Annotated in this window: 7 protein-coding genes; 1 reads left to right on the top strand and 6 read right to left on the bottom strand. The window is 57.3% G+C overall.

Going from position 1 to position 7,825, the window contains the following annotated elements; all coding sequences use genetic code 11:
• Positions 1–189 precede the first annotated feature (189 nt).
• The 6 genes from FLT43_RS25330 to FLT43_RS25305 all read right to left on the bottom strand — a co-directional run bounded on the left by FLT43_RS25330 (position 190) and on the right by FLT43_RS25305 (position 6,715).
• The gene (locus tag FLT43_RS25330) at positions 190–1,245 is read right to left on the bottom strand and encodes a monodechloroaminopyrrolnitrin synthase PrnB family protein (RefSeq protein WP_087442012.1); all 1,056 of its coding nucleotides are present in this window, start codon (positions 1,243–1,245) and stop codon (positions 190–192) included.
• 400 nt (positions 1,246–1,645) lie between these two features.
• On the bottom strand, positions 1,646–2,782 hold the full coding sequence (locus tag FLT43_RS25325; protein WP_087442011.1) for a M20 family metallopeptidase: 1,137 nt from the start codon (positions 2,780–2,782) through the stop codon (positions 1,646–1,648).
• A 16-nt stretch (positions 2,783–2,798) separates the two neighbouring features.
• Entirely contained in the window at positions 2,799–3,617 is an 819-nt protein-coding gene (locus FLT43_RS25320; protein WP_087442010.1) for an ABC transporter permease, read from the bottom strand.
• Positions 3,614–4,474 (bottom strand): ABC transporter permease, encoded by an 861-nt coding sequence (locus FLT43_RS25315; RefSeq protein ID WP_087442009.1) that lies wholly within the window; start codon positions 4,472–4,474, stop codon positions 3,614–3,616. The genes FLT43_RS25320 and FLT43_RS25315 overlap by 4 nt, the downstream gene beginning before the upstream one ends.
• Positions 4,475–4,477: 3 nt before the next feature.
• A complete protein-coding gene (locus FLT43_RS25310) occupies positions 4,478–5,587 on the bottom strand; it encodes an ABC transporter ATP-binding protein (RefSeq protein ID WP_087442008.1) in 1,110 nt (369 codons plus the stop codon).
• A gap of 33 nt (positions 5,588–5,620) precedes the next feature.
• Positions 5,621–6,715 carry an ABC transporter substrate-binding protein gene (locus tag FLT43_RS25305; RefSeq protein ID WP_087442207.1) on the bottom strand — a complete coding sequence of 365 codons (1,095 nt, stop codon included), beginning with the start codon at positions 6,713–6,715 and terminating at the stop codon, positions 5,621–5,623.
• Between the two features lie 235 nt (positions 6,716–6,950).
• Between FLT43_RS25305 and FLT43_RS25300 the strand changes: the two genes are divergently transcribed.
• On the top strand, positions 6,951–7,703 hold the full coding sequence (locus tag FLT43_RS25300; protein ID WP_087442007.1) for an IclR family transcriptional regulator: 753 nt from the start codon (positions 6,951–6,953) through the stop codon (positions 7,701–7,703).
• The last annotated feature ends 122 nt before the right edge of the window (positions 7,704–7,825 follow it).

Raw genomic sequence — 7,825 nt, 5'->3', positions numbered from 1 at the left:
ATTCATCCTTCTCCCTATTTTAAATGAAGTGTGCACGGGCGTTCTTGGAAAGACTCTGTACAGCCTGATTGGGGTTCTTGGATGTCATTAGCAGTGCGGCTTGCATGGTGAGAGACGTATAGCCCTGGTGAGGAACGCGTATAGCCCATTAATTCTTTGGCTTCGGATCAGACTTATGGTTTGGCGGAATCACACCCGAGGTTCTAGCTTATCCGTTACGGTACGCTTCGCTTGAGCGACGACGTCAATGCGCTCTTGTAAAAAGATATCGAATGCGAATCCTCCCGTACCTCTCGCAACGGAAGCATCTTGATTGCGGATATATCTGCTGACTAGTCCCTGATGAACATTGCGGAATTTGATGATTTCATCGTAGATATCGACTAGAAGGGTCAATTCGGAAGATCGATCTCTCCCGGCTTTCAAATCGGCGGAATAGGTTTGCTTTAAAGAAGGAGCAGCCATCACATTTTTGATGCGGAATTGCTCGCATGGCTCCAAATACGGTAAAAGATCATGAGTCGTTGCCATATAGCCATCATCTGCGGTACCTGTAATCAGATCAGTCAGGATCACGCCCGCGATGTGCACGCCGCTAGGCGCATTGTAGCTAATCCCATTCACCTCGACGGGAAAAAAATAATCTCTGAAAAAGGTAATAAAAAAGACGGGATCCACCCCTTTGTGCACCTCGGCGTTTTCCTTGCGCACCTGCCTCATAGCCGCCTTTACTGCCCCAAGAATCTCCAGGCGCTCCGGCATGTCCGGAGCCGACTGAAGCTTCACCAATTCCTCAACCGCCGGCTTAAGCGCCAGTTCCGATTGTTGGTGCCGAGTGATAAAAGCGACTTCACTGGCATCCCCCGTAAACGTTCGCAGAGAATCTGCAGGATTGTAGGCAATATACGAAGCATACGTATCCCGTGGAATTAAACCAGTCAGCAAGGAAAAAAGGTCCAAAATCGAGTACACCCTGTGCAGTTCAGGAGCAAGGATCCCTTGCTTCAAGCACGAAATGAGGTAGATGCCCAAATCCCCCATTGCCAGCACCTTTTCATTGTATGGACGATGATATGCGAACTCGATGAGTTGCTGATCATCATCTGGCAGATGAGAAAGGCCGAGCCTCAACAGGTCAGCCGGGGAGCCCGTCTTATTCAGGGGAGGAAGTTCATTTACCACAAATCGACTAAAGGCACCCAATGGATAATGCAGATCTTCGCGCATGCAATTCACTGTAGTCATATCACTCTCTCCTTCTATCGAAGTTAGTAACGAGAAAGATTTCAAACTATCATTCTTGTTGGAAAGCAAACGACTTCGCTGAAAGAAAAACTATAATTATGAAAAGTATCATAAAAAGGTTGTTAAGTCAAATTTATCCTTTCAAGGGCGGCGATGAAGCAAAAAAAGTCGAGTACGGGAATAAATGCAAACCCTAACTCGACCTTTTCTCGAATCTAACGGTCATCCCACAGGTAAGTAAAAGCTACTTATGGGACAGCCTCTTCTCTTATTATAAAGTTAGTTGAATACGAATCTGCCAAAAGGTTCATGAGTATTCTAACGCTGATCGTGATCTGTTCCCCTGCCGTATCCAATTGCCAGCACTGCCCGTCCACATGCCCCGGCGGCCTGAGAAGAGCTAAATCCGCTCCAAAATGCCGGCCAATAAAGCCGTGCGGCGGGTCAGCTCATGCACCCAGATGAATTCGGACGGCGAATGCGCGCCGCCCCCGCCGACGCCGAGCCCGTCGAGTGTCGGCGTGCCGCAGGCGGCGATGAAGTTGCCGTCGCTGACGCCGCCAGTGCCGGCCTCCTCCAGCTCCAAGCTCAGCTCCTCCCGGGCTGCCAAGCGGGCAATCTCATACAGCCGGGCGCTTGACGCGGTCCGCTCCATCGGCGGCCGGTTCATACCGCCGCCGATGCGCAGGCGGGTGCCGGGCAGACTGGGAGCAAGCCCTTTCAGCCTCCCCGGGAAGCTCCGGAAGTTGTCCATCGTATCTACGCGCACATCGATCTCGGCCTCGGCATAATCCGCAACCACGTTGGCGCCGATGCCTCCGGCGATCTTGCCCACATTGATCTGGATGCCGCGGTCCGCATCAGACCACGAGTGCAGCCGGATAATCTGCCGGGCCAGCTCCTCCACCGCCGAGATGCCCGCCTCGGGATTCACCCCCGCATGGGCGGCTTGCCCTTGCACCGCCAGCAGGAAGCGGCCGCTGCCTTTGCGGGCCGTCTTCAAGGCCCCGTTCGGCTCCAGCGGAGGCTCAAGCACAAGAGCCGCTTCGCTCTCCTTCGCGTAAGCCTCGATCCATGCCCGCGACGTCGGGCTGCCGATCTCTTCGTCGCTGTTGATGAGCAGCACGATCGACAGCGAGTCGCGCAGCCGCCCCTCCGCCTGCAGCAGCTTCATCGCATACAAGGCCTGGATCAAGCTGGCCTTCATATCATACACGCCAGGCCCGTAGGCCCGCTTGCTGTCTGCGCGGAACGGGCGTCTGCCCGCTTCCCCGGCGGTCCATACCGTATCGGCATGGGCGACGAGCAAGATGCGGCGGGGACCGCTGCCTATGCGGACGGCAAGCCGATCGCCATATAATTCGTTCGGTACCCGCTCGACTTCGGCCTGCAATTGCTCGCGGAACCGCTCCTCATACCAGCCGATCAACCGATCCGTCAACGCCTTGTCCGCCGACGGGGAATCCATGTTCACGCTTTGCTCGAGCAGCGCCATCATCTCGGGCAGCCGCCGTTCCAACCGTGGTAAGTAGTTCATATCCGTTCAACCTGCCTTAATGAGAGTGGGAATGGGAGCCGAACAACCGATCAAGGCCGTATACCCGTTCCAAAAGGAAAATGAAGACCAGACTCAGCAAGATCATAATCGAAGAGATCGAAGCGACCAGCGGCGTCAAGGACTCCTGCATATAATTGAAGATCGCCATCGGCAGCGTCGTCGTCGAAGGCGAGATCAAGAACAAGGACACCGTCACATTATCGAAGGACGTCAGGAACGCGAACACCATTCCGGAAAAAATCGCCGGCCGGATAACCGGCAGCGTAATATCCCAAAACGTCCGCACCGGATGCGCCCCCAATATGGCCGCTGCCCTCTCCAGCGTGTAATCGAAGGAACTGAGCCCCGTCAGCACGAGCCGGACGACATAAGGCACCGAGATCAGGATGTGGGACAGCAGCAGCCCGGCGAACGTTCCCGCCAGCCCGATGCGGGTGAAGAACAGCAGCGCCGAGATGCCGATAATAAGCGACGGCACGGTAAGCGGCGACAGGAGCAGCGCGTTCAGCGCCCCGCTCCCGGGCGGCTTGTACTTGTGCAGCGCGAAGGCGGCCAGCGTGCCGATAAGCGTCGCCAGGACTGCCGTCACCGCGGCTAGCTTCAAGCTGACCCAGAACGATTCGATGAACTCCGGCCGTTCCAGGATTTTCGCATACCATTGCAAGGAGAAGCCCTCTGGCGGAAAGCGAAGCACCCCTGTCGCCGTGAAGGAGGTCGGCACAATAATAAGAAGCGGCGAGACCACGAAGAAGACGACGAGAAACGCAATGATGCCTAGGGGGGAAATGCGAAACCGCCCCGTTCGGTTCGTCATGACGAGAACACCTCCTTATATCGCTTCGTCTCCACCAATTTCGTAAATACCGACACCAGCCCAAGCGTCGATCCGAGCAACAGGAAGGCCAGCGCCGCGCCAAGCGACCAATCATAAGCGGCCATCATCTGCTCGTAGGCGATGACAGGCATCACCTTCACCGACGTGCCGCCCATCAAGGCCGGCGTGACGAAGGCGCTCATCGCCAGGCTGAACACCAGCGTCGTTCCGGCGAATACTCCAGGCATGCTGAGCGGCAAAGTAACGCTGAAGAACATGCGCAGACGCGACGCGCCGAGAATGCCGGCCGCTTTATACAGCGAGGCGTCTACGGCATAGAGGCTGGTGGCGATAGCCAGCACCATATAGACGATCAGGGAGTCCGTCAAGCCGATAACGACGCCGAGCTCGTTGTACAGCAGGCGCAGCGGGCTCTCGATCAGCCCCAGCGCGAGCAGGCTGTTGTTAATGAAGCCATTGTCGCTTAGAATGACGACCCAGCCGAAATTCCGAATCACGACGCTAATCAGATGCGGCGAGATGATAAGGAAGGTAATCAGCCCCCTAATCTTCGGCGTGGCCCGGGCCATATACATGGCGACCGGGTAGCCGAGGACAAGACAAGCCAGGACGGTATACGCGCTCAGCTTGACCGTTCGCCACAGCACCTCCGCATAGTACACATCCACGAAAAACAACCGGTACTGCGCGATCGTCCAGGCTCCCGTTCCCCCGTCCTCCCGGACGCTGATGAGGAACATATACAGCATCGGCAGGAGGAATACGCCCAGGATGAGGATAAGACTCGGCGCAAGAAGCAGCAGCGCAATCCATGACTTCCGTCGGCCCTGCTCCATCCGTCACGCCTCCCCTCGCGGGAAGACGAGCACATCCGCCTCGTCCCACGTTAGCTTGACGGCCTGTCCCTGGGCCGCAGCCATGGCCCGGCGCGGCGAGTGCGTCCGCACCGTGATGGCGCCGCCCGCCGTATGGACAACCATCTCGCCATAGGCGCCCAGATAGGACAGCAAGCTTATTGTTCCCGATACCGTATTCGGCTCCTCGCTCGCCGGCCCGCCGGCCTCCTGCCCGAATTCGACCCGGATATGCTCCGGCCGCACATAAGCGTGCACAGGCTCTCCCTCCCGGAACGGGTAACGCTGCCGCCCGGCTCGGAACCGCAGTCCGCCCGCCGTCCTTAGCTCGCCCCCTTGCTCGCCAGTGGAGATAACCTCGGCCGCGAACCGGTTCGACTTGCCGATGAATTCATGCACGAAGGCGGTGGCCGGCGCCTCGTATATCTGATCAGGCGTGCCGATCTGCTCCACGGCGCCATGATTCAGTACGACAATCCGATCAGACAAGTACATCGCCTCTTCCTGATCATGGGTGACGAAGATGGTCGTCACGCCGATGTCCTGCTGGAGCCGCTTCAATTCCTCCCGCAGCTCCTCCCTCAGCTTCGCATCCAGATTGCTGAGGGGCTCGTCGAGCAGCAGCAGGGACGGCTCGGTGACCAGCGCCCGGGCAATCGCGATGCGCTGCCGCTGTCCCCCGGACAGCTGCTTCGGATAGCGGTCCGCCACATGCGGCAGCTTGACGAGATCAAGCACCCTCCGCACGCGATCCGCTGTCTCTCCCTTCGGCGTCTTTCTCAGTTTGAGGCCGTAAGCGACATTCTCGCCGACCGGCATATGCGGGAACAGCGAATAGGTCTGGAACACCATGCCGAGATCGCGCTTGTTCGCCGGAACCCCCCGCATCGAGCGGCCCTTGATGCGAAGCTCTCCGCCGTCCGGCTCGAGGAAGCCGGCAATCATGTTCAAGGTTGTCGTCTTCCCGCAGCCCGACGGGCCGAGGAAGGTGACGCATTCTCCCCGCTCCACCGCCAAGTCGAACCGGTCAACGACGACCGTCCCGCCGAACCGCTTATGGATATTCTGCAATTCTACATCATACGTGATCGTCATGAGCCTGCCTCCGTCCTGTCATCGGTTTGCTTACTATTTGCCTACCAGAGGCGCGACCTCTTTGTTGAACGTGTCGAGCCATTGCTTCGTGTTGTCGCTGATCGTCCCGTAATCGAACGGGACGATGAGGCTCTTGTCGAAGTTCAGCAGCTTCGCCGTCTCTTCCGGCAGCTCTACATCGACGGCCGTGTTGTAATACAGCTTCGTCGCATACAGCGTCTGCACCTCATCCGTCAATAAGAAATCAATGAATGCCGCGGCAGCCTTCGGATGCTTCGCGCCCTTCACCAGCGAAGCAACGTTCGGGACGATATTGGCCCCTTCCTTCGGAATGACGAATTCCAATTCCACGCCCTGATCCTTCTGCACGATGCTGCGGGCCATCGTCCAGGCGGTATACACGGACGTATGGTTCTGCAGATTCTGCTGCAGCTGCGCCGCCGTCTTGGCGAAGGTCGGCATATATCCGGCAATCTGCTTCAGCTTCTCGAACCCCGGCGCCATCTCCCGCTCCGATCCGCCGTTCGCGTAAGCAAGCATAATCGTCGCCGAACGGCCGAAATTGCTGGACATCTCTGTTAATGTAATCTGGCCCTTCATCTCGGGACGGGCCAGATCATTCCACGATTCCGGCACGGGAAGCCCTCTCTCCTGGGCCAGCTTCGCATTGTACGAGATGCCCATCGGCGTATAATTCACCGTCACGCCGCTGTTCTCCGCCACGGCTAACGCTCCGTCCACCTTGGACATGTTCGGCACGGCGGAAGGATCAAGCGGCTCCCATAGACCTTTCCCCCGGCCCGCCTCCTGCTCGCCGCCCTCGATGACGACGACATCGATCTGCGGCGAACCTTGCTGCGCGGTCACCTTGGCGACAATATCCGTTGATACCCCGGACACGTAGGAGAGCTTTACGTCCGGATACTTGGCATTGAACTTTTTGAAAATCTCATCCTTCATCAACGCCTCCACGGTGGCGCCATTGCCCGCTACGACCAGTTCTCCCCCGAGCCCCTGCGAGTTGGAACCGCTTCCATCCCCGGCAGCGGATTTGGACTCCCCGCAAGCGGTCAACAGCGACGCCACTAACGCGCACAGCAGAAGCAGCGGCACCCATTGTCTTTTCATCATCATTCCCCCTCCATTTTGTTCACCATTAGTGAACATTGTTCATAATTAGTGAAACTTGGTTTGATTTTAGCACAGGGGCATGGTATGTTCAATATATAACAATGATATTTGTCACTTTTTAACACTTGATAATAGGGTATTATTCGACAAAATGATTGGCGATATCTAGCGCGCTGGCCTGCCGGAATCCGGCAAGTGCAATGGCTAGGCTAGCAGAAGTAGGAGAGAAAATATGGAGCATTATCTGACCTCCGTACAGAAATGCTGTACGCTGCTGAAATTATTTCTTCGTGGCGGCAAAGAGTGGGGAGTGACGGATCTGAGCCGGGAATTGACATGGTCCAAGGGCGCCGTTCACAAGATGCTGTCCACGCTGGAAAGCGAAGGATTCATCAAGCAGAACCCGCGAAACAAACTGTATTCGCTCGGCTACACCTTGCTGGAGCTGGGCAACAAAGTGAAGAATGACGATGATGTGGTCGGCTTCGCCCGGCCATATTTACAGCAGTTGGCCGACGCCACGAAGGAATCGGTCTGCCTGTGCATTCGTGATCATATGGATGCCATCTACGTGGACAAGCTGGACTCCCCCCTGCCGATTCGCTTCATTATTGACGGTTACCGGCGCTTCCCGCTTTATGCGACCAGCGCTTCGCGCGTCATTCTCGCCTACGGGCCAGAGGCGCTTCAGGAGGCGGTGCTGAACGAGCCGATGACGGCCTTCACCAGCCATTCCATCACCGAACCGGAGCAGCTGCGTCTCCGTCTGGAACATATCCGGAGCCAGGGCTATGAGATCAGCTCCAATATGCGCAATATCGGCGTCACCGGCATTGCGGCGCCTATCTTCCAGAGCGACGGCAGCGTTCTCGCCTCCATCAGTCTGATCGGGCCAAGCGAGCGGATGGAGCAGCATGTGGATCGCTGGCTCGCCCTGCTTCTTCAGACGACGCGGGAGATGTCGCGGCTGAACGGATTTCTGTGAAGCGCCTTCCAGCGCGAAAAAGCCGGAACTCGGGCTCCCATACCCGTTCCGGCTTCTTCCGCTGCACGGAGCAGCCGGGGCGTACACCATCCCTTCCGATGCCGCCCCCCGCTCCGTGCTGA

The sequence above is a fragment of the Paenibacillus thiaminolyticus genome (assembly GCF_007066085.1).
GTDB lineage: Bacteria > Bacillota > Bacilli > Paenibacillales > Paenibacillaceae > Paenibacillus_B > Paenibacillus_B thiaminolyticus.
The sequence above is the reverse complement of the archived record's forward strand: the minus strand, read 5'-3'. Positions and strand labels throughout refer to the sequence as shown.